The sequence below is a fragment of the Nitrosomonas ureae genome, from assembly GCF_900108305.1.
In the GTDB taxonomy this organism is placed as follows: Bacteria; Pseudomonadota; Gammaproteobacteria; order Burkholderiales; family Nitrosomonadaceae; genus Nitrosomonas; species Nitrosomonas ureae_B.
This window is the reverse complement of record NZ_FNUX01000002.1, coordinates 76,474-97,576: the sequence shown is the minus strand read 5'-3', so window position 1 is coordinate 97,576 and position 21,103 is coordinate 76,474. Positions and strand designations below refer to the sequence as shown.

Genomic DNA, 21,103 nt, shown 5'->3' with positions numbered 1-21,103 from the left:
GGGACGATTATGTTTTATCGGGAAAAATTACTCGATGTTCCAATTATCTACTACCAATCGGATTCTCAAGTTGTCATAGAACAAATTGATCACGCGGGGGCGTATCAGGGAATCCGGCCGAGCCGGAGTGAAGCTACTGTAATGAATATGCCAGCCATCTTGGCGGATGGCGATAATCTGATCTTTTCTATCCAGATCCTTTTCGGCAGCGGTGAGTGGCGCATGCGTTCCCTGGATCCAGTACTGCAAGCCGTCGAGTGGCATGCGCCAGCCCAAAATCTGCTCAGTCAGGCTTTCCACATCGGTGGCATAAAACGCCTCCAGCTTTGAGGTAATTAAGCGGACTCCTTCGCTGTCTTTCGTGATTTCCGCGACTGCCTGACCTAAGGGTGTGAATAGCAAGATCTCATCGCTGGCAGCCCTATGATGCCAGCGAAAGCTACCGGAAAAGCTTTGGCTCTTGTCTTGGACGGCTATTCTGCCCAGGATATTGAAATCACCGGCGAAAATATTCTGAGCGCCGGCAGCAAGCGGCTCGGTAAAAATAGTCGTTGCAATCGCATCGGATGGAGGTTGAGTCGGTAATGTCCTGCAGCCGGGAAAGAGCAGAATGAAGCAGCTTATCAAGAGCCCCAGAATAACATTCGGTTGATGCGTTCTGATCCGGCTTGCGGGTAATTTGGAATTTCTAGGGTTAATACAGAAAATAATCAATTTCAATTCATTAATTACCAATGCGCAAGAAGTGCATAAGAGATTTTAATTATTTATGGTTTTATTGGCTTGGTGATAATCGGGCAGAACAATATTCAGTTCCAGCGTTTCCTGATTCTCGTCCTGTTCGAAATTAACGGAGATTGCATCTTGATCCACATTAACATATTTGCGGATGACGTCTAGAAGCTCTTTCTGCAATTGCGGTAAATAAGAAGGCTGATTGCGATAAGTGCGCTCATGCGCGACAAGAATTTGTAATCTTTCTTTGGCAAGCGATGCGGTCTTGGGTTTGGATGATCTGAAATAGTCCAGTAAGCTCATTTTCTTCCTCCGAAAAGCCTCCTGAGAAACCCTTGCTTGCCATCAATAAATCGATGTGGCAGCGTCTCTCCTAAATAACGTGCGACGATATCGGCATAGGCCTGACCCGCCTCGCTTTTTTCGTCCAGAATGACTGGTATGCCCGCATTTGATGCGGATAAGACAGATTTTGACTCAGGAATAATGCCTAATAACTCCAGAGATAAGATTTCCTGCACATCTTCCAGGCTCAGCATTTCACCTAACTTTACCCGGTCGGCATCATACCGGGTTAACAATAAATATTCCTTGATAGGCTCTTCATTTCTTTCGGCGCGGCGTGATTTGCTCGACAGAATGCCCAGCATGCGATCGGAATCCCGGACGGAAGAAATTTCCGGGTTGGTTACGACAAAAGCATCATCGGCAAAATAAAGTGCTAAATTGGCGCCTTTTTCGATACCCGCGGGCGAATCGCAAACAATGTACTGGAAATCCTTGGATAGTTCGTCCAGTACCTTGCCTACGCCTTCGTGCGTCAGCGCATCCTTATCCCGCGTTTGCGAAGCGGGCAGGATATAGAGAAGGTTGCAGTTTTTGTCACGGATAAGCGCCTGATTGAGACTGGCTTCTCCATTGATAACATTAATAAAGTCGTAAACAACCCGGCGCTCGCAGCCGAGAATTAAATCCAGATTCCGCAAACCCACATCAAAATCAATAACCGCTGTTTTATGACCTTTTTTCGCCAGCCCCATGGCAATTGCTGCGCTTGTTGTTGTTTTGCCAACGCCACCTTTGCCTGACGTCACGACTATAATTCTTGCCAATTGAGCCTCCTTTGCTATTGGTTTTAAGCAATCTCTTTAATGATCAATGCATGATTCTGTAAATATACTTGTACCGGATTGTTGTATGTTTGCTTGTTTAAATCTTCGCTGGTTTTATAATCTCCCGCAATCGAGACAAGCTCTGCTTGCAAATCGAAGCAAAATATCCTGGCGGCGGTATTGCCGTGCACACCTGCCAGTGCGCGGCCTCGCAAGGTATTATAGACGTGTATGTTACCCTCGGCCATAATTTCAGCGCCTGCGCTGACTTGAGATAAGATGATCAAATCCCCGGACGAATAGATTCGCTGTCCGGAGCGGATCGGCTGAGTAACTAATACTGAGGCAGCAGGTACGGGCGGAATTGCAGTGGGCTGCACGGATTCTTTGACAATGACTACTTCCGGCTGCGCGGGAGGCTGCTGGATGCTTTCCTGTTTTTGTGCTTCACCGATGATGATCGGATTGCCCAGCTCGCGTACCGTATCGATTGGAAGTGATAGAGCGCGTGCTTGCTTATTTTGTTGTTCATTACCGCCACGAATGCCGACAGGAAAAAAACCAGTTCTCTTCAATAGTTGCGCGATCTGAGCAAAATCCAAATCCAGGTTCAATTTATTTAACTCACGTAAATCGATAATCAAAGGCGAATCTTTGAAAAAATCCGGCGCCAGATTGATTTTCTCGTGCAGCATTTGCTCTATCGCAACCATGTCATTCGTATAAAGAATAAGAATGGGCGAAAAAAAAGTACTGCTTTTAAATTCAAGAATTGGAGAAGTATTTAACATTTTTCAGAACGCATTGTAGCAGTATGAGACCCGCATCGGGATTCATTCATTATATAATTAATGGCTTTTTATCATGAGGTTGATTATAAGTTTTACTGACAAGAGGGTTCAGTCGATGACCTTCTTTTTTGTAAGGCGTTGTAATGTCTCAAGTAAAACTTCATTACCCGGTTCTTTTTCTAAAGCGGATCGCCAAATATTTATGGCATCGCTCTTGGCGCCTTGTATCCAAAGCACTTCGCCCAAATGTGCTGCGATTTCGGCATCCGGACGGGCGGAAAATGCCAGATTCAAGTAATTCAACCCTTCTGTCAGGTTACCCATGCGGTAGTACACCCAGCCCAAGCTATCCATGATATAGGGGTCCTCTGGAGCGAGTTCAACGGCTTTTTTAATCAGCTTGAGCGCTTCCGGTAGTTGAATGCCACGTTCAGCAAAACTGTAGCCTAAAGCGTTGTAGGCATGGGCATTGTCAGGCTTGAGCTGTATCAGCTGGCGCAGATCCTGTTCGAGAATCTTAAATTTACCCAGTTTGTCTGCGGCCAGTGCGCGATCATAAAGCAGTTCCGGATAATCAGGCAATTTCTTCAATCCTTCATCAAGCAGATCAAATACTTCCTGGTATGCTTTTGATTTGCGCAGAATCTGCGCCTCCGCCAGAATTAAATGAGCGGCTTGCTGATCATTGGCGGCCGGAAGTTTTTGCAGATGTTCACGAGCCTCTTTCAGATACCCTTTTGTCGCCAATAAATCTGCGTAACGTATCTGCGCGGGTAAATAACGCCCCCCGCTTTTTACCATCCGATACGATTCCATCGCCATTTCAGGGCGGTTCGTTTCCTCATAAATCTGACCCAAATGAAAATGCACGGCATTAGTATCTTTGTATCCCAGGCTAAGCGCTTTTTTAAAGCTCGTTTCGGTGACATCAAAATCACCCATTTCCGTAGCTAAAAGCCCGGCGGCCAGCATGATTTCGGCATCATCCGAATTTTTGTCCATTAGCCATTGCAATTGTTCCCGCGCCAAATCAGCCTCGTTGCCGTTTATTAATATCCGGGTATACGCGATCCGTACTTCATTGCTTTCCGGGTATTTTTTCAGATAATTACGATAAAATTCGCTGGCATCGTTAATTGAGATGCGCTGCAATATTCGTCCGTTATGGATTGCGGCGATTTCCCAATCCGGGCGCAGCGCCAGTGCGCGTTGCATTTCTTCGGATGCCAGTTGATGCTGATTGGCAAACCATGCTGCCTGAGAAATGGCAAAATGAACTTCCGGGAGCTCTTTATAAGGCTGGGATAGTTGCTGTATCAACTGTAACGTTGCCGCCTTATCTGAATTCCGTGACAGCAGCTGATTAAGCTGCATAAAGGCATTGCCTAATCCTTCCTTTTCCGTGGCGAGCAATTTTTCAAGGTGAGGTTGCGCTGTGTCCAGTTTGCCAAGACTGACCAATAAGGCTGCGATGGTTTGACGGGCATCCACTGAATCCGGTTCAAGCTGAATCCACATCGTTGCCGCCTGCTCGGCGGCAGAAGTGTTGCCTGCGTGCAGGGAAATTTCTGTTGCGCGCTTGGCAATCCGGGGATCGCGCGTGGTTTTGGCCAGTTTGACATACCGGTTTACCGCAACATCCATATTGCCGCGTTGTAATGCGGTTTCACCGATAAGGAAATCGAATAGGATCGGAGCGGTTAATTCTTGCTTGGGTAAATTAGCCTGACTGATGTCTTCCTGCTCATTGGATTCTCCGGTATTTTCTATTTCCTTTTTTTCAGGTATCTGCGCACAGGCAGTCAGTCCGGATAGCAATAACACACATAGAAGTTTAAATTTCATGAGAAATCCGATTGGTTTTCAAAAATAAGATAAATCTTACAGTCTGCTCATTTTCATGACCCATAATTAGACCCTATAACCTTAGTCCATTATTATTTTTTTCTGCAGCGCTTCGGATTCATTGCGTGATCATTTTTAGCATAATGCACATATTCTACTTTTATACTTGCAAAAAAGTGAATAAATAATTATTTAGCATAAGTGGGATTGAATGTCATCATGAAAAATGAATTGGATCGTAAGGATAGGGATCACTGATGCATTTACGATCAGGAGATGCTGAGAACGATATTAAATCATGAAAGTTCATAATTGTACCGGCTGCGCTAAAATTCAAGCATACTATCGCATCCGCATGAATTTTATCTCTTGATACTTCCAATGTTGATTCTCTTGAATAATTCCTACGTTAAATTAATTATTGTTTATTTGCTGGGGGTGCTGACAGTTCTTGGTTTTGCGCCTTTTTATCTTTTTCCGGTTCCGGTGGTTACTCTCGCCGCGTTGCTGGGTTATTGCCATAATAGTTTATCTCCGATCAGAAACGCGGTATTGGGATTTTGTTTTGGCATGGGATTGTTCAGTGCCGGCGTCACATGGATTTATGTCAGTTTGCACGATTTTGGTGCGATGCCGATGCCCACCGCGGTTGTCGCCTTGATTATACTCTGTGCTTATCTGTCGCTTTTTCCTGCCCTGGGCCTGTGGTTGTTGACTAAACTTCGTCTGACTTCGCCGTTCCTCTGGGCCGCACTGGCCGCTGCCTTGTGGATAGTGTTTGAGTGGTTGCGCGGAACCTTGTTTACCGGTTTTCCCTGGCTGCTGATGGGTTACTCGCAAGCGCCTTTCAGTCCTCTGGCTGGCTTTGCGCCGGTCATCGGGGTATATGGTATTTCAATGATTGTGGTGTTCAGCGCTGCCTTGCTTTTTTTCTGGATTGATAAAGGGATCAGGCAATGGCGTTTCGGATTTCCCTTAATGCTGATTTGGTTCGGCGGATATGGCTTACAGGCAATCAATTGGGTGCAGCCGCAAGGTGAGCCGGTAACGGTGAGCCTGCTGCAGGGCAATATCGCTCAGGACATGAAATGGCGCGAAGATCATCTGGAAAATACGATGCAGACCTATGCCCGGTTGATTCTGGAAAGTGACAGCCGCCTGATCGTAACACCGGAAATTTCCATCCCGCTGTTCAGCAATGTCGTGCCGAAATCCTATCTGTCCCATCTGGCCGAGCATGCCAGAAACAACAATGGCGATGTGCTGATCGGGTTGGCCGAGCGTGCCGCCCATGACGATAACGAATATTACAACACCATGTTCAGTTTTGGTTCCGCACCGGAACAAAGTTACCGCAAACATCACCTGGTGCCTTTCGGTGAGTTTATTCCGTTAAAGCCCATATTCGGTTGGGTTATCGATGTGTTGCAAATACCATTGTCGGATTTTTCGCGCGGCAGCCTGGATCAACAGCCGATGAATCTTGCGGGGCAGCGTGTTGCAATCAATATTTGCTATGAAGATGTATTCGGTGAAGAGATTATTAATCAGTTGCCGCAAGCTACGATGTTGGTCAATGTGAGTAATGATGCCTGGTTCGGACGCTCGATCGGGCCGCAGCAGCATCTGCAGATTTCGCAAATGCGCGCGCTGGAAACCGGACGCTATATGCTGCGGGCCACCAATACGGGCGTAACCGCAATCATCGACGAGCGCGGTCGGGTATTGCAGACTATTGAGATTTTTACCACTGCGGCGTTGCACGGATTGGCGCAAGGTTTTTCCGGAGCCACGCCCTATGTGCGAATGGGAAATTACCCGGTACTCGGGCTCGCCGGTCTGTTATTGTGTATCGGATTGCTATCCACCTTTCACGCGGCCAGGAAAAACCGGTAAAATCCGCATTACTTCATTTGAGAGTGGTTTAATCCAGATTCTTCATGTCAACACTTACTTTCCAGGAAATCATCCTGACCTTGCAGCGGTATTGGGATAAGCAAGGATGCGCGATTCTGCAGCCTTACGATATGGAAGTCGGCGCGGGAACCAGCCATACCGCCACCTTTCTGCGCGCGATCGGCCCCGAACCCTGGAAAGCCGCATACGTGCAACCCTCGCGCAGGCCTAAAGACGGACGCTATGGCGAGAACCCCAATCGCTTGCAGCATTATTATCAATTTCAGGTGGTGCTCAAACCTGCGCCGAAGAATATTCTGGATTTATATTTTGACTCGTTGCGTGAGCTGGGTTTTGATCTGACACAAAATGACGCGCGTCTGGTTGAAGATGATTGGGAGAATCCCACGCTGGGCGCCTGGGGGTTAGGCTGGGAGGTTTGGCTCAATGGCATGGAGGTGACGCAATTTACCTATTTCCAGCAGGTTGGCGGGATTGACTGCAAACCCGCGACCGGTGAAATAACCTACGGATTGGAACGGCTTGCGATGTACTTGCAAGGCGTGGAAAGCGTGTTTGACCTGGTTTGGACCAAGGGATTGACTTACCACGACGTGTATCATCAGAACGAAGTGGAGCAATCCGCGTATAACTTTGAACACAGTGATACGGAATTTCTGTTTCTGGCGTTTGGCAAGTACGAAGCGCAAGCCAACCATCTCATCGAAAAACAATTGGCGCTGCCCGCGTATGAGCAAGTATTGAAAGCGGCGCATACGTTCAATCTGCTCGATGCGCGCGGTGCTATTTCGGTTACTGAGCGTGCCGCGTATATCGGACGCATCCGCAATCTGTCGCGGCAAGTTGCCAGGGCGTATTACGATAGCCGCGCAAGCCTGAATCCCCCTTTCCCGATGGCGCCGCGTGAATGGGTCGCGCACATGCCGGATATGGTGAAATCTGCATGATGACTCAGAATCTGCTTGTTGAACTATTGGTGGAAGAATTACCGCCTAAATCGCTAAAGCAGCTTGGTGACAGTTTTGCGCGATTATTGGCTGCCAGCCTGGAGATGCAAGGCTTGATGAGTAAAGATGCGCCCGTCACCGCCTTTGCGACGCCGAGGCGGTTGGCGGTGCATATCGGCAATGTCGCTGCGCAAGCCGCCGACAAAGCGGTCACGCAAAAACTGATGCCGGTTAAAGTCGGGCTGGACGCGCAAGGACAAGCCACGCCGCCGTTATTGAAAAAACTGGCGAGCCTCGGCGCGGATGCCTCGGTGGTACCACAACTCAAGCGCGCGCTGGACGGTAAAACAGAAACGCTGTTTTGGGATAGCATCGCCACAGGTATTTCATTGACCGATGGCGTGCAAAAAGCGTTACAGGAAGCCATTACCCAATTACCGATTCCCAAAGTGATGACGTATCAGCTCGCCGATGGCTGGCAAAGCGTCAACTTTGTGCGCCCCGTGCATGCCTTAGCTGCATTGCACGGCGCCGATATCGTTTCCGTCAATATTCTGGGCCTGCAAGCCGGGCGCGAAACACAGGGACACCGTTTTGCAGCGAAGATCAACCCCATCGTATTGCACAATGCCGATAGTTACGCGCAGCAACTAAGTACCGAAGGTGCGGTGATTGCCGGTTTTGCCGAACGCCGCGCTGAAATTACCCGCCAGCTTACTTCAGCCGCCGCACAGGAACAGCTTACCCTGATCGATGATGATGCTTTGCTGGACGAAGTGACCGCATTGGTCGAGCATCCCAATGTGCTGGTTGGCACATTTGGTGCGGCATTTCTGCAAGTGCCGCAGGAGTGCCTGATTCTGACCATGAAAGCGAATCAGAAATATTTTCCGTTGCTGGATGCGCAGGGAAAGCTCGCCAACAAGTTCCTGCTGGTTTCCAATATCCGCCCCATCGATTCTGCGCAAGTGATCGCCGGGAACGAGCGTGTGGTGCGTTCGCGTCTGGCCGATGCCAAGTTTTTCTTTGACCAGGATCGCAAAAAAACATTGGCTTCGCGTGTGCCGGAATTAAACAGGGTGGTTTATCACAATAAGCTGGGCACGCTGGGTGAGCGCTCTAAAAGAGTTCTTACAATTGCAAAAGCCATTGGCCTCGAGCTCGGTGGTGAAGCATTAGCCAATCAGGCTGATCAAGCTGCCAACCTAGCCAAAGCAGATTTACTTACAGAAATGGTTGGTGAGTTTCCTGAGTTGCAAGGAATCATGGGAAATTATTATGCACGCCATGATGGATTTAGTGAGCCCATTGCACAGGCGATTGAAGATCACTACAAACCGCGCTTTGCCGGTGATGCGCTACCTCGCAATCCCGTTGGCGTTTGTGTTGCACTAGCCGACAAACTTGAGACGTTGGTAGGTTTGTTCGGTATTCAACAAATGCCTACGGGTGACAAAGATCCCTTTGCACTCCGTCGCCATGCTTTGGGTGTAATTCGTATCCTGATAGAGAAAGAATTGCGATTATCTCTGGATATGCTGTTGAAACAAGCCAAAGATGCTTTCGCTGCTCAATTAATCAAGGAAAATGATTTTATTTTTGATCTTAAAATTTTTATCTTTGATCGATTAGATAGTATTTCAAGAGAGCAGGGATACCGTCCACAAGAGATAGAAGCTGTTCTAAGTTTCTTGCCGCCATATTTAATTCAAGTTCCCAGGCGATTGGAAGCGGTACGCGCTTTTTCAGATTTGCCTGAAGCGGCTAGCTTGGCAGCTGCCTATAAGCGGATTCACAACATTCTGGAAAAAGATATGAAAAAAGGGCCTATGCCCGGGGTTGGTTCTGTCAGAAACTTGTTTATTGATATTCATTTTCTGATGGAACCCGCTGAAATACTCTTATTTAATGCACTGAATACTATAAAACCTCAGGCTGATGAGGCATTCGAAGCAGGTCAGTATACTCAGTCCCTGCAGTTGCTCGCTGCACTCAAGGAACCTGTTGATGCGTTTTTTGACAGCGTAATGGTTTATACCGATGATGCAAATTTACGAGCCAATCGGCTTAACCTATTGACATTATTACGTGATGCGATGAACCGCGTCGCTGATCTTTCAAAATTGGCTGTCAATTAACATGAAACTGATCATCCTCGACCAAACCGGTGTGATTAATCAATGCAGCGATACCTTTATCAAAACGCCGGAGGAATGGATTCCCATTTCAGGCAGCCTGGAAGCGATTGCCCGGTTGACGCATTCCGGCTATCGCGTGGTCCTTGCTACGAATCAATCGAGCATTGGCCGCGGCTTGATCGATATGGCGACTTACAATGCCATCAATGACAAAATGTACAAAGCCATCCATCATGTCGGCGGCCGCATCGATGCGATATTTTTTTGTCCGCATACCTATGCGGATAAGTGCGCTTGCCGCAAACCGGCCACGGGTTTATTCGATGAGATCATGCAGCGTTACGGCGTTAATTTAACGAATGTTGCGGTTGTCGGTGATTCATTAAAAGATCTGCAAGCTGCGGCGACAGTGGGTGCAATACCTGTTTTGGTGCTGACTGGCCACGGACAGATAACGCAAGCCTGCCAGGAAATTCCATTCAATACGCAGATTTTTGCGGATCTCTCGGCCGTAGCTGATACTCTAATCGGGGAGGAATGATATTGGCAGTTTTACGGTCAACCCTGTACATGTTGTTGCAGATCATCATCACGCCCCCGTATGCCTTGCTGACACTCGCGTGTTTTCCATTATCGCCGCATAACCGTTACCGCGTGACTTCCAGCTGGACATTCATCATGTTGTTTCTGCTGCGCAATCTATGCGGTATCCGTTATCAAATCATCGGCGCGGAAAATATTCCGAAAACCCCGAGCATCGTGCTGTCCAAACATCAGTCGGCATGGGAAACACTGGCGTTCCAGAAAATTTTCCCGCCCCAGGTGTGGGTGCTGAAAAAGGAATTATTGCGCATCCCGTTTTTTGGCTGGGGCCTGGCGATGACCAGTCCGATCGCGATCGACCGGAGCGCCAAGAAAAAAGCCCTGGAGCAGATTGTCGAACAAGGCAAAGACCGGTTAAAACAAGGATTCTGGATCGTAATATTTCCGGAAGGTACGCGCATCCCGCCGGGGCAACGCGGCAAATACCGTATCGGCGGCGCATGGCTGGCAACGCACACGAATACACTGGTAGTGCCAGTCGCGCACAATGCCGGCGAATTGTGGGGGAGAAATTCTTTCATCAAGCACCCCGGCACCATTACGGTCAGTATTGGCGAACCCATCGATCCGACCGGCATGGAACCGGGCGAATTAAACGCGCAAGTGGAAGCCTGGATTGAGTTTGAAATGCTGCGCATCAGCCAGAAAAATCAACAAAAAGCATAAGCGTGCTCGTTCACACTGTTTTAAATGACAGGAAAATCAGCTACACACTGAAGCGGTGCAAACGCAAGTCGGTGGGTCTGATCATCAATCACGAGGGTTTGAAAATCAGCGTACCGCTGCAGGCTACTGTGCCGCATATCGAAAGCATTCTGCAACAAAAAGCCGATTGGATCACCAAGAAACTGGAGCAGTGGCAAAGTAAAAAAAGTCTGGCCATATCATGGAAGCATGATGCCATCTACCCGTTACTGGGAGAACCGTGGCACATTGCGTTGAAACCTTCGGGCGAGATTGAAATGGCGCGGTATTCCGTTAATGAAACCACGAATGCGGAAACTGCAGAGCAATCTGTGCCGCAACTCAGTTCTCAGCACATCGAAAAATTTGTCATGGCCTGGTACGGCCAGCAAGCGATCACCTGTTTCAAGCAGCGCATCGATATCTATGCGCAGAAATTGAATGTACCTGTACCGTCATTCCGTCTGTCGCGCGCCCAAACCCGCTGGGGTAGCTGCAACAGCCGTGGCATCATTCACCTCAACTGGCGCCTGATCCAACTGCCGCTGCATTTGATCGACTACGTCGTCGCGCATGAATTGGCGCATTTGATTGAGATGAATCACTCGATGAGATTCTGGAAATTGGTTGAAAGTATTTATCCGCAGCACTTGATCGCTCGGAAGGAGCTTAAGGGGTATGGCTGATAGATACAAGGTAGCACGAATCGAGGCAAGCCTTATAGCCGAAATCCTTATCCCGTATTGTTTTCTATAAAATGTCATAAAAAAACTATAGATTTATGCTATTCGAATCAGGCTCGAATGATTTGTCGAGGCCCAATCAAAGTAATATAAAGGATTTTATATGTTACTTTCCGCATGCAAATGACATGACGATACATCTCGAGCAGTATCAGTCCGGGCAATATCAGAAAGACTATGAATACCGTTATTTCTTGCCTTCCAGCATCAATGACGAATGGGTGTGGCAAACGCCGCAGATAAATAGGCTACTGGAAAAAGCTGCTGTCAAGCTCGGAGAGTTGAATTCGTTTGCGCGCTTAGTACTCAATACGGATTTATTTATTCAGTTGCATGTCACTAAGGAGGCGGTGGTATCCAGCCGCATCGAGGGAACACAAACCGACATGCGCGAGGCGGTATTGCCGGAATCGGAAATCTCGCCGGAGCATCGCAATGATTGGCACGAAGTGCAAAATTACACGCAAGCGCTGAATCAGGCGATCAGCGATCTGCAAGCACTGCATTTGTCATCAGCGGCTGCTGAAACAAACACATGCAACTTTATTACAGAGTGTGCGAGGCGAGCGCAAGATGCCCGGCGAGTTCCGTACCAGTCAGAACTGGATAAGGGGGCCAGAGCTTGGCGGATGCGTTGTTCAGGCAACCGGCTATCAATGTTGAGGACGTTCTAAAAATATGCGGCATCAGCTACAAGGCGGCCAATGAGCTGGTTGCCCAGATGTGCGCGCATGGAATTTTGCAGGAAATTACCGGGCAAACCCGTAACCGGGTGTTTATTTTTGCGGAGTATCTGGATGTTTTTGACAATTGAGTGATGACTGCTTGTTTTAGCTGCATGAATCAGCGGAATCACTTCAAGCGCTGGAATGATAACGGCATCAATAATTATTATCATTTATTATCAATGATTTGCTATTGTATTTCTGTTGTGTCATTCTTATAATACTAAAGCGAAGGATTGCATGGCATACTGCCCTTGTTTGCCTATCTGGTTTGAGTTGTTTAAAGCAATGAGGATACGGCGCTTGTCTGCAATCCAATAAATAAACAAAGGAGAATTCCTATGAAAGGCAATACTAAAATTATCGATACCCTGAATAAGCTTCTGGCGGGCGAGCTGACGGCGATGGATCAATATTTCACGCATTCGCGGATGTATGAGGACTGGGGATTCAGCAAGCTCTATGAGCGAATTGGTCATGAAATGGATGATGAAAAACAACATGCAGACCATTTGATCAAGCGGATTCTGTTTCTTGAAGGCGTGCCCGCTGTGGGTAATCGCAGTCCGTTGAGGATTGGCGGTGACGTTCCGGAAATGCTGCAAAACGACTTGGATCTGGAACGCGCCGTGATCGTTTCATTGCGAAATGCCATTGTTATTTGCGAGCAGGAGCAGGATTTTCAGACCCGGGAAATTCTTGTTGGCATGCTGACTGAAACAGAGGAAGACCATGCATACTGGCTGGAAAAACAGCTGGGACTGATAGGAAAAGTAGGGTTGCAAAATTACCTGCAGTCACAGATGTAAGGATTAATCCGGTCAATCGTACAGGCAGAGTTGCGTCACGCAGCTTTCGCCGTGCGCTGTCATTCTCAAGTTTAATCGATTTCTTGTGTATCCATTGGCGCGGCATTCATGATTATAATCGCGCCAACGGAGCTGTTATGCCGGTATTTTGGAAATTGACCGTTGTATTTGTATTTCCGGGCCTGCCCGGAAAATAATAATCTTCAGATCAATTGGTGTGGTTTCGTTTAATTCAGGCTGTTCATATCCTCTTGATATTTAGCCTTGCACTGTTCGCCTTTGCCGCCTAAATCCAGTACGCCGGTAGTTCTCATGCATTCATTATATTCAAACAAAATATCATTCTTTTTTTGTGCGATGTTTAATGAAGCTGAAAGCTGCTTAACCTGTTGAGCGACATTCTTTAAACCGGTGTCCGATGCAGTGCTCAAGCCTTCTATTTTTTCTTTTGTCGCGTCCAATCTAAGCAGGGATTCCTGATTGGTTTTCTTGGCTTGCGCAGCAAAGGCGTGGTTGGCTCTATTGGAATAATTTCTTAATTCATCCACATTTTGTTGCGTGATACCCGCCAATTTCGTTTGGTAATTATTGAGCTCATCCTGAACAAAAGTATTGATGGCTTCTTTGAAGCCCTCCAAAGAGCCGTCAATTTCTTCCTTGAAGGTTTGCATTTTCTTTTCAACCAGAACTTTGACGTCGCCATCCAGTTTTTTCACAATGGTGTCCGAAATTTTCTCTACCGGCGGGCGTGAATCGATTATTTCGGTTTTGGCATCGGTCAGGCTGGATTTGAGATCATCTGCAAGCAGTTTCTGCTTGTCGTCAATTTGTTCGAGCGCGTTTTTTTCATTTTCCGCAACCAGCCAGGAAATCAGTACCAGTTCCTTTTTCTTTTGCTGATCCAGGCCGTGAATCATTTCATCCAAGATACTCGCGGCTGCTTCTTTATCCGCAACGCTTTTCATATGCGCCAGGTTGGCGGAATCCAATAGGTTCTGCAAATTACCTTGAACCTCGCTGATATTGGCGTCCGCCCGGATTAATATCAGTGACTGGCGGTAGAATTCATAGGGCAAATAAACCAGAGCCAGAATAGCGCAAATTACGGAAGCCACTGCTTTCCAGCGCTTGTGCTGGATATAAAAACTCAACCCGAGAAATACCAGCGCTAGAGTGAAAACCGGCATCAAAATTTGCGCTATTTCCAGCCAGCCTCTTTCTATCAGCGTTTCAATCGAAACAAATTTCAACATCTTGGTAATAAATTCGTTCATCAATGACTCCCCATATGACGAAAAAAATGCAATTAAACGTAACGGCTATCGTAGAATACCGATAATTTATCATGGTATAGCCGGTTGATTGTATAAACTTTAACTTTCGGCATCACCTATTCATTGGGTGCATGACCGTGATCAACGTTAAATCTCGATGAATCAGGAAATAAAGTGCAAACAGCCTATATCAGTCATTCCGATTGTCTCAAGCATGATCAGGGCGGGTATCACCCTGAGAGTCCGCAGCGATTGATTGCAATCGAAAATGAGTTGAATGCCAGCGGTCTGCTGGCAAAGTTGCAGCGTTATGATGCATTGTTGGCAACCACAGAACAATTGGCGCGCGTACATAAACCGGATTACATCGAAAGCATCCGGCAGACAGCTCCGGCCGCCGGATTGATTGCGCTGGATGCGGATACCGCGATGAATCCCTTCTCGCTGAACGCTGCATTACGCGCGGCGGGAGCGGTTGTGCTGGCGACCGATCTGGTTCTGACAAACCAGGCCAATAATGCTTTTTGCGCCGTGCGTCCACCGGGTCATCACGCGCAATCGGATCGTGCCATGGGTTTTTGTTTGTTCAATAATGTTGCAGTCGGCGTGGCGCATGCGATTGAACGTCATCATTTGCAATGTGTTGCGATTCTGGATTTCGATGTGCATCATGGCAATGGCAGCGAAGAAATTTTCCGTGACGATCCGCGCGTCATGCTGTGCTCCACTTTTCAGCATCCCTTTTATCCCTATAGTGGTACCAATAGCGGCAGTGATCGCATGATTAATGCGCCCCTTCGGCGCGACGCCGATGGTGCGGTTTTCCGGAAGGCGGTGAGCGAGTACTGGCTGCCGGCACTGGATCGATTCAAACCGGAAATGATTTTTGTCTCCGCAGGATTTGACGCTCACCGGGATGACGATATGTCACAAGTGTATCTGAGTGACGACGATTATATCTGGATCACGCAGCAGATCAGGGCGATTGCGGATCAATATTCACAGGGTCGGATTGTATCTGTTCTGGAAGGCGGTTATGAATTGCGGTCGTTGGCTCGTTGTGTGGCGGCGCACATACGGGTGTTGCATGCGGAAGAAGTCTTTCAACCTTCTTTATCGCGCGATTACCAGGAATAAAGCACTGTGTTTCCTGCGGCGTGTCGTAAAACCAGGTAATTCCAATCCAGTAAGCAGTATGGTATAAATTTGAGATAATGAGTATCCGGCTTGGAATGGATGGATTGAAGCTTGTCGCTTGGAGCTCTGGAATCGGTTTAGAATAAATAGATTGATTTACATACTTTTGTGTTCATTCGAGGGGAAACGATATGCTCGTGACTTTTACAACTGATGCTCATGCCAATATCACCATGTTTGGGGATGTTGCCCTTATCTTGCTGAAAATGATGGGACACAGCAAGACTGTACCCGGAGCTGTTTTGGCCGCAGATGTTCCAATGGCGTTGAACCGGTTAAAAGCTGCCGTAAGTGCAGAAAAAGCATCGCCACCGGTTGAAAATGAAGGTGAGGAAAATGACCAGCCGGCGGTAAGCATTGCTGATAGAGCGCTACCTTTAATTAATCTACTGACTGCAGCAGCAGAAGCTGAATGTGACGTAATGTGGAAATAAACCTAATCGATAATCAGGTGGCAGCTGATATGGCCAACAGCAGGGGAGTTAAAAACTGCTTTATAAAAAACATATCAGGTTATTGCTGATAATATAAGCCAATAATTTATTGATCAATCTATCAGAAGCAACAGAGAAAATGAAAGAAGAAATTAAACAAAGATTACAAAAGAATGAAATCTGGCAGCGTGGACTCTATATGCTATTTTTCATTTTCATCTATGGCGTTTCAAAATTTGTGGTCGTAGGCGTCATGTTATTTCAATTTCTTACTATTATCCTGACCGGTAACGTCAATGAACAATTGCTGAGATTTGGACAGAACCTTAGTACGTATCTTTATCAAGTGACATTATTTTTAACCTATAACAGTGAACAGCGCCCATTTCCATTCAGTGCTTGGCCAGACGGCGTGCCTAACCATAAAGTTCATTATCTGGACGAATAGATAGGCAGACACAATCCAGATGTGGATTTCTCGCTTCCTGCATTCGAAATGCGAGTAACTTTATGGGTAATATGAATCCCATGCTAAAACGAAAATTTCCATCTTGGGCTATCGCCTTTCGAATTATTTCTGATTTGTAATAAAGCTTCTTCTGTTACGCACAGTTTCTGTGGATAACTTTGTGAATAAATCCTTATCTAACTGGCTGGCTTAAATATTTTTAAAGGTTCTTCTAAATTCATCAATAAGTGGATAAATATAATTATGCAATATTTATCATGCAGTTATGATGAATTCTTTCATCTTGACATGAAGATATTCTGAGCGCCTACTGTGACTCGTAGAAATTGTGGATGATTCAGGATGTCAAGAAAAATGTGATGCTTGCTAAAAAGCGCCTATCCAGGCCAGAACTGAATAAAATATACCTCAATTCAATTTGATATGTGTTGTCAAAAATGGAGTTCATCGATTTAAGCAGCCAGTAGATTGGCATAGTATTGCTGCGTAAATTGTGCTGGTGACAAATTGATGTTTCCCAACCAATGCGAGTTCTCCTCGTTTGTCAGCATAAACCCAATTCTTTAATGTTCCTTTCGATAAAGACAGCCGTTTTGCTGCCTCAACCAAAGTTAATCCACTTTCTTTGAAAAATTTAACTGATTGCTCCCTAAATTTCTGACTATATTGTGTGCGGGGTAATTTCATCTCCATCCTCCATTTCATGTTTCCATTTTATGAAACTTTGGACTCCATGAAAATCAGCATACCTCAGTCTATATCTGGTGGAAAAAACGCCGATCTCGCCATTTAAGCCGGCGGCTCCGGGCAGGCGCAACTAATAACACAATCTGCTAGCAAAAGCTTTCTCAAAGAAACAGAACATTTCTCAAATATCCCTGCAAGATTGGATACGATTCTAGGTGGACTGATTGACCGCATCCTTGATTCGATTGGCCCACACGGTAGCTTCTAATTCCATCTTAATGAATTCATCCATGTTGATAAATCCCATCTCCGACAACATGCATGAAACCGTTTCATATTCGCCTTTTTCATGAGCCTCGATTAACTCCAGTTGATGACCCAAATAGCCCCTTCGGGTCAAAAGAGCTTCGCCCATATCCTTTTGGATACTGAGCGTGCTTACAAGCTCGGACATTTCCATCCCAAGCAACGTATCGAGTAATGATAAAACCCCTACCATAAAGGCCCGATCCTGATGATTTTTATCATGCGGACGATCTGCAATGGCGATTGATTCCAATAATCTGCCACGTACGGTCGCTGTCTGCATTAACGCATCCGATGCGCCGCCATCCCTTTGCTTAGCGGCATAGAGCAATATCTGTATCCAGCGCTGAAGCTGTTTCCGGCCAATAATCATAATGGCCCGCTTGATAGAATTAATCGTACTTGGCAAACCGCTCGCAGCGGAATTTACCATACGCAGCAGGTTATAGCTTAAGCCGGGTTGAAACTTAAGCTCGTTCTCAATTTCAGTTACTTCGCCGTCTTTAACCACTAACAGCAATAGCTTCAATAGAGATAGTTTCGAAGGATCAATGCGTTTTCCCGAGATAATTTCTGGTTTTGCAAAATAAAAGCCTTGCAGCATCTGAAAGTTCAACGCAATACATTTTCTGGCGGTTTCCTTGCTTTCAACTTTCTCAGCCAGTAATAACAAAGGCCAGCGTTTTAGCTTATTTATAAGATCGTGAAGATTGTTCTGGTTTAATGCAGTAATATTAATTTTAACTATATTGATAAGCGGCATTATGCGTTCAAGCCGTTGATCCAGTTGAACGACATTAGAAAGTGCCAATTGATAGCCTTTTTGCTTTAAGAATGAACAGCGTTGTATGATTTCATCATTAATTTCTACACTTTTCAAAATTTCAAGCACGACATGTTTCTTTGGAAGCATGAAAATTACGTCATTCATCAATAGCTTAGTATCAACCTTAATGAATCCGCGCCGTTTGCCTATCACATTTTCTATACCTAGCTGACCGTAGGTATCAATGATGACATTGGCTGAAGCAGCGGAATTATCGGTAACCTCTACACCGTTATTTTGATTGGAACGAAATAAAAGCTCAAATGCCACTAAATTTTGCTTGCTATCCAGAATTGGCAATCTACCAAGATAAACTTCCATTCTATTTCCCTCTATAACTTTGCGTTATTCTGTATGCATTTGCTTATCGTCCGAAATTAGAACGAGTTGAGTTTTTGTAAAACATCACAAGCTTATGTAATGAAAGAAATAATAATACAAGGCATGAGAATATGGATTGACTGAGGAGCATATGCTTTCAGATTGACAGTTAATGGATAGCATTGAATACTTCAATGACTTGTAATTTAGCTACCGTAATAACCGATTCTACAATTTCTGCTGTCAAGCCCAGATAACTCCAGGTTTTAAGAGCACGATCTGATATAGCTGTTTCGAGGTTTAGTTGTTGATTAGTGCAAGGCTGGATATAGTTAGCGATACTTATGGCCGCACAAAGTGTATTGGCATCGGATTGATGTTCTCCACTTCTCATGGGATCAGATTGATACTCGACCATTTTCCATATATTAGAGGGTAGTTTCCATTGTTTTAAAAGTTCGGCGCCTAATTGCGCATGCGTAAAACCAAAAATCTTTCGCTCTTCCTGTATCGCAGCATCCTCACCCTGATTCAAGCAATTCAATACCTTTGCGGATTCTTTCGGAAACTGATTGAAAAGAATTAATCTCCCAACGTCATGCAACAATCCTGCAATGAAAAAACGCTCTCGACTATCCACACTTGACGCCAATAGGCGCGCAGTTACCCCACTCGTAATGCTGTGGTTCCAGAATGTATCCATATTGACCAGATCAGGTGGAATTCCTTTAAAAGTTGTAGTTACTGATGATGCAATTACCAGATTGCGTAATTCTTTATGTCCGATGATGGAAATGGCTTTCATAACGGTTTCAATTTTTCCGGAGAAACCAAAATAGGTACTGTTTGCGAACTTCAACAGTTTTGCCGTTAGTGCAGGATCACTTGAGATAATGCGTTCTAATTCCGTATTTGTTGCTTCCTCCGAATTAATCAAATCATTAATGCGAAACACAACATCCGGTAAGGAAAAAATAGATCGAACGTTAGTAACTATTGTGCATGGATCCATTTAAGTCTCAGAAAAATTTAAATTAGCGCAAATTTTAACTCTGTTGTGAACATTAGGGTGGCTGCTTCTGCGCAACCACGCACGTTGCCAACTGGAATCATCAAATGATGGTGCCAGTTGGCAACGCAAAGATTAAACGAAGATCATTCGTATTGCACTAATGATTAAACGGAGAAAATTGGCTGATTTCTCAAAAAAGCATGATTCAATTCAAGAGAAAACTTTAAGATATTGATTTTCCGGAGACAAGATCCAGATACTTTGCGTGAAGCTGTTCCTTACTTTCGACGATGGCAGGGTTGAGTGTAATGCAATCTACCGGGCAGACCTCTACACATTGAGGCTCATTGTAGTGCCCGACACATTCCGTGCATAGATTAGGATCAATCTGGTAAATCTCTTCACCTTGCGAAATCGCGCCATTTGGACATTCGGGCTCGCAAACATCGCAATTGATACATTCATCAGTAATAATTAATGCCATCTATATTCTCACAATTATTGGGTTAGTTTCTCGCTCAGTTTTTTTGCGACCAGTGGATGTACGAACGTATCGGCATTCCCGCCAAGCGATGCGATTTCACGCACGATGGTTGCAGAAACAAACATATACTGCTCTGATGGAGTCATGAATAAAGTCTCCACATCAGGATATAACTCGCGATTCATCCCGGCCATCTGGAATTCATATTCAAAATCCGAAGCTGCACGCAAGCCGCGCACAATTATCCGTGACCTTTGTTGTTGCAAAAAATTCATCAATAAACCAGAAAACGCCATAACCTTCACATTGGAGCAGTCTGAGAGAACCTCCTGTGCCATTTCCACCCTTTCTTCCAAGGTAAAAAAAGGTTTTTTGCTGCTGCTTACAGCGATTGCCACAACAATCTGATCAAACAAACGTGAAGCACGTCTAACTAAATCCTCATGCCCGCGGGTTATTGGATCAAACGTACCGGGATAGATCGCTTTATCCATAATGTACGAACTCCAGCAGTTGGTAACGAACAGCTCCCGTCTTTGCGCTGCGATGTACCTTCCATTGCTTATCCAGATTCCATGCATCTCTGGCTTCAGAATAAACCAGCCCATCCTCTTCAAGATGTGACGGCAGCAGTAACATTAATTGAGGAAGTAAATCAAGACGGTAAGGCGGATCAAGAAAAATGACATCAAATTTACGTATATCAGATTTCATAAAATCCAGCGCATTCATCAGAAGCGGTTCAACCTGCATCGCTTGCAACTTCTCTTTATTTTCTCTCAGTGCCTTATATACTTGCACATCATTATCAACCATAACCACGTGTGCTGCACCACGTGACGCAGCCTCGAAGCCTAATGCACCGCTGCCTGCAAACAGGTCGAGGCAACGCAAACCGCTTAAATCCTGCTCCAACCAGTTAAAGACGGTTTCACGCACTCTATTGGCGGTAGGTCTTAAATCAGGATGCTCCGGAAATGTCAACAAACGGCTGCGCCACTGACCACCGATGATACGGATTTTTCCCTGCATTAACGTCATACC

At 45.9% G+C, this 21,103-nt stretch carries 24 protein-coding genes; 11 read left to right on the top strand and 13 right to left on the bottom strand.

Features of this window, described 5'->3' with window-relative positions:
* Positions 1-27: 27 nt before the first annotated feature.
* From lolB to C4S39_RS01880, 5 genes are all read right to left on the bottom strand, one after another.
* On the bottom strand, positions 28-720 hold the full coding sequence (lolB, locus tag C4S39_RS01900; protein ID WP_258039232.1) for a lipoprotein insertase outer membrane protein LolB: 693 nt from the start codon (positions 718-720) through the stop codon (positions 28-30).
* Positions 721-759: 39 nt separating this feature from the next.
* The gene (minE, locus tag C4S39_RS01895; RefSeq protein WP_103965368.1) at positions 760-1,038 is read right to left on the bottom strand and encodes a cell division topological specificity factor MinE; all 279 of its coding nucleotides are present in this window, start codon (positions 1,036-1,038) and stop codon (positions 760-762) included.
* The gene (gene minD / locus C4S39_RS01890; RefSeq protein ID WP_103965367.1) at positions 1,035-1,847 is read right to left on the bottom strand and encodes a septum site-determining protein MinD; all 813 of its coding nucleotides are present in this window, start codon (positions 1,845-1,847) and stop codon (positions 1,035-1,037) included. Before minD ends, minE begins: the two co-directional genes overlap by 4 nt.
* Before the next feature lie 23 nt (positions 1,848-1,870).
* Positions 1,871-2,638, bottom strand: coding sequence for a septum site-determining protein MinC (gene minC, locus C4S39_RS01885; protein WP_103965366.1), 768 nt, complete (start codon positions 2,636-2,638; stop codon positions 1,871-1,873).
* A gap of 108 nt (positions 2,639-2,746) precedes the next feature.
* On the bottom strand, positions 2,747-4,483 hold the full coding sequence (locus C4S39_RS01880; RefSeq protein ID WP_103965365.1) for a tetratricopeptide repeat protein: 1,737 nt from the start codon (positions 4,481-4,483) through the stop codon (positions 2,747-2,749).
* A gap of 381 nt (positions 4,484-4,864) precedes the next feature.
* Here C4S39_RS01880 and lnt point away from each other — a divergent pair, with 381 nt between their 5' ends.
* From lnt to C4S39_RS01845, 7 genes are all read left to right on the top strand, one after another.
* Entirely contained in the window at positions 4,865-6,379 is a 1,515-nt protein-coding gene (gene lnt, locus C4S39_RS01875) for an apolipoprotein N-acyltransferase (RefSeq protein ID WP_103965364.1), read from the top strand.
* Between the two features lie 44 nt (positions 6,380-6,423).
* On the top strand, positions 6,424-7,347 hold the full coding sequence (glyQ, locus tag C4S39_RS01870) for a glycine--tRNA ligase subunit alpha (protein WP_103965363.1): 924 nt from the start codon (positions 6,424-6,426) through the stop codon (positions 7,345-7,347).
* A complete protein-coding gene (gene glyS / locus C4S39_RS01865; protein ID WP_181023733.1) occupies positions 7,344-9,485 on the top strand; it encodes a glycine--tRNA ligase subunit beta in 2,142 nt (713 codons plus the stop codon). The genes glyQ and glyS overlap by 4 nt, the downstream gene beginning before the upstream one ends.
* Position 9,486: 1 nt before the next feature.
* A complete protein-coding gene (gene gmhB / locus C4S39_RS01860) occupies positions 9,487-10,026 on the top strand; it encodes a D-glycero-beta-D-manno-heptose 1,7-bisphosphate 7-phosphatase (protein ID WP_103965362.1) in 540 nt (179 codons plus the stop codon).
* Positions 10,023-10,754 (top strand): lysophospholipid acyltransferase family protein, encoded by a 732-nt coding sequence (locus C4S39_RS01855; RefSeq protein ID WP_181023727.1) that lies wholly within the window; start codon positions 10,023-10,025, stop codon positions 10,752-10,754. Before gmhB ends, C4S39_RS01855 begins: the two co-directional genes overlap by 4 nt.
* Before the next feature lie 2 nt (positions 10,755-10,756).
* Positions 10,757-11,458, top strand: a complete 702-nt coding sequence (locus C4S39_RS01850) for a M48 family metallopeptidase (RefSeq protein ID WP_103965361.1) — start codon at positions 10,757-10,759, stop codon at positions 11,456-11,458.
* Positions 11,459-11,643: 185 nt separating this feature from the next.
* Positions 11,644-12,189 (top strand): Fic/DOC family N-terminal domain-containing protein, encoded by a 546-nt coding sequence (locus C4S39_RS01845; RefSeq protein WP_219817901.1) that lies wholly within the window; start codon positions 11,644-11,646, stop codon positions 12,187-12,189.
* Here C4S39_RS01845 and C4S39_RS15430 read toward each other — a convergent pair.
* Positions 12,186-12,413, bottom strand: coding sequence for a hypothetical protein (locus C4S39_RS15430; RefSeq protein ID WP_219817900.1), 228 nt, complete (start codon positions 12,411-12,413; stop codon positions 12,186-12,188). The genes C4S39_RS01845 and C4S39_RS15430 overlap by 4 nt on opposite strands.
* A 168-nt stretch (positions 12,414-12,581) precedes the next feature.
* Here C4S39_RS15430 and bfr point away from each other — a divergent pair, with 168 nt between their 5' ends.
* Entirely contained in the window at positions 12,582-13,049 is a 468-nt protein-coding gene (bfr, locus tag C4S39_RS01840) for a bacterioferritin (protein ID WP_103965360.1), read from the top strand.
* Between the two features lie 227 nt (positions 13,050-13,276).
* On the opposite strand, the gene C4S39_RS01835 is transcribed toward bfr, so the two are convergent.
* The gene (locus tag C4S39_RS01835) at positions 13,277-14,323 is read right to left on the bottom strand and encodes a hypothetical protein (protein WP_103965359.1); all 1,047 of its coding nucleotides are present in this window, start codon (positions 14,321-14,323) and stop codon (positions 13,277-13,279) included.
* A gap of 174 nt (positions 14,324-14,497) precedes the next feature.
* On the opposite strand from C4S39_RS01835, the gene C4S39_RS01830 reads away from it, so the two are divergent.
* From C4S39_RS01830 to C4S39_RS01820, 3 genes are all read left to right on the top strand, one after another.
* On the top strand, positions 14,498-15,460 hold the full coding sequence (locus tag C4S39_RS01830) for a histone deacetylase family protein (RefSeq protein WP_103965358.1): 963 nt from the start codon (positions 14,498-14,500) through the stop codon (positions 15,458-15,460).
* 191 nt (positions 15,461-15,651) lie between these two features.
* Positions 15,652-15,954 (top strand): DUF1840 domain-containing protein, encoded by a 303-nt coding sequence (locus C4S39_RS01825; protein ID WP_103965357.1) that lies wholly within the window; start codon positions 15,652-15,654, stop codon positions 15,952-15,954.
* A gap of 139 nt (positions 15,955-16,093) precedes the next feature.
* A complete protein-coding gene (locus C4S39_RS01820) occupies positions 16,094-16,402 on the top strand; it encodes a DUF4389 domain-containing protein (RefSeq protein WP_103965356.1) in 309 nt (102 codons plus the stop codon).
* A 465-nt stretch (positions 16,403-16,867) separates the two neighbouring features.
* On the opposite strand, the gene C4S39_RS01815 is transcribed toward C4S39_RS01820, so the two are convergent.
* The 6 genes from C4S39_RS01815 to rsmD all read right to left on the bottom strand — a co-directional run bounded on the left by C4S39_RS01815 (position 16,868) and on the right by rsmD (position 21,100).
* Positions 16,868-17,110 (bottom strand): transposase, encoded by a 243-nt coding sequence (locus C4S39_RS01815; protein WP_181023726.1) that lies wholly within the window; start codon positions 17,108-17,110, stop codon positions 16,868-16,870.
* Between the two features lie 211 nt (positions 17,111-17,321).
* Entirely contained in the window at positions 17,322-18,563 is a 1,242-nt protein-coding gene (locus C4S39_RS01810) for an EAL and HDOD domain-containing protein (protein WP_103965354.1), read from the bottom strand.
* A gap of 169 nt (positions 18,564-18,732) precedes the next feature.
* The gene (locus tag C4S39_RS01805; protein ID WP_103965353.1) at positions 18,733-19,575 is read right to left on the bottom strand and encodes an HDOD domain-containing protein; all 843 of its coding nucleotides are present in this window, start codon (positions 19,573-19,575) and stop codon (positions 18,733-18,735) included.
* Between the two features lie 223 nt (positions 19,576-19,798).
* Entirely contained in the window at positions 19,799-20,059 is a 261-nt protein-coding gene (locus tag C4S39_RS01800) for a YfhL family 4Fe-4S dicluster ferredoxin (protein ID WP_103965352.1), read from the bottom strand.
* Between the two features lie 14 nt (positions 20,060-20,073).
* Positions 20,074-20,553, bottom strand: coding sequence for a pantetheine-phosphate adenylyltransferase (gene coaD / locus C4S39_RS01795; protein ID WP_103965351.1), 480 nt, complete (start codon positions 20,551-20,553; stop codon positions 20,074-20,076).
* Positions 20,546-21,100: a 16S rRNA (guanine(966)-N(2))-methyltransferase RsmD gene (rsmD, locus tag C4S39_RS01790; RefSeq protein ID WP_103965350.1), complete on the bottom strand. Its 555-nt coding sequence runs from the start codon at positions 21,098-21,100 to the stop codon at positions 20,546-20,548. The genes coaD and rsmD overlap by 8 nt, the downstream gene beginning before the upstream one ends.
* Positions 21,101-21,103: the final 3 nt, after the last annotated feature.